Source organism: Methylobacterium sp. FW306-05-D, from assembly GCF_058782155.1.
Genome location: NZ_JBYSXL010000176.1, coordinates 1 through 554, shown reverse-complemented (window position 1 = coordinate 554; position 554 = coordinate 1). Strand labels below are relative to the sequence as shown.

Annotated in this window: 1 protein-coding gene; it reads right to left on the bottom strand. The window is 64.6% G+C overall.

Annotated features, from left to right (window positions below; genetic code table 11):
- Positions 1-554: calcium-binding protein (locus AC3WLN_RS24065; RefSeq protein ID WP_492485499.1), on the bottom strand; the 554-nt coding region annotated here is incomplete at both ends.

Sequence of the window (554 nt, the reverse complement as noted above, 5' to 3'; positions counted from 1 at the left end):
TAGAAGTCGGCGACCACGTCCATTGCCGATGCGGGACCAAAGTCGAGCATGCTCGTAAACGCGAAGGTGTCGGCGCCGGCGCCACCATAGAGCGTGTCGGTCCCCGCCCCGCCGATCACGACGTCGATGCCGTTGCCGCCCGAAAGATAATCGTTGCCCGCCCCGCCATCCAGAACGTCGTTGCCGTCGTTCCCCCGCAGGGTATCGGCCCCGTCCAGCCCGAGGAGCCGGTTGTCGCCGACGGTGCCGTTGATGATGTTGGCAAGCTCGTTGCCCGTGCCATTGAGGGAGGCCGTCCCCATCAGCTGCAGGTTTTCGACGTTGGCCGACAGAACATGGCTGACGCCGGCGTTGACCGTGTCCAAGCCTTCGTTCGCGTTCTCGAAGACTAGGTCGTTGTCGTTGTCCACGATGTAGCTGTCGTCGTCGGCACCGCCGTACAGGCGGTCCGCGCCACCCTTGCCATCGAGCTGGTCTTTGCCTGCGTAGCCGTAGATCGTGTCGTTGGCCGCGCCTCCCTTCAGGGCATCGTTGCCGGCGGTCCCGAGGATCAG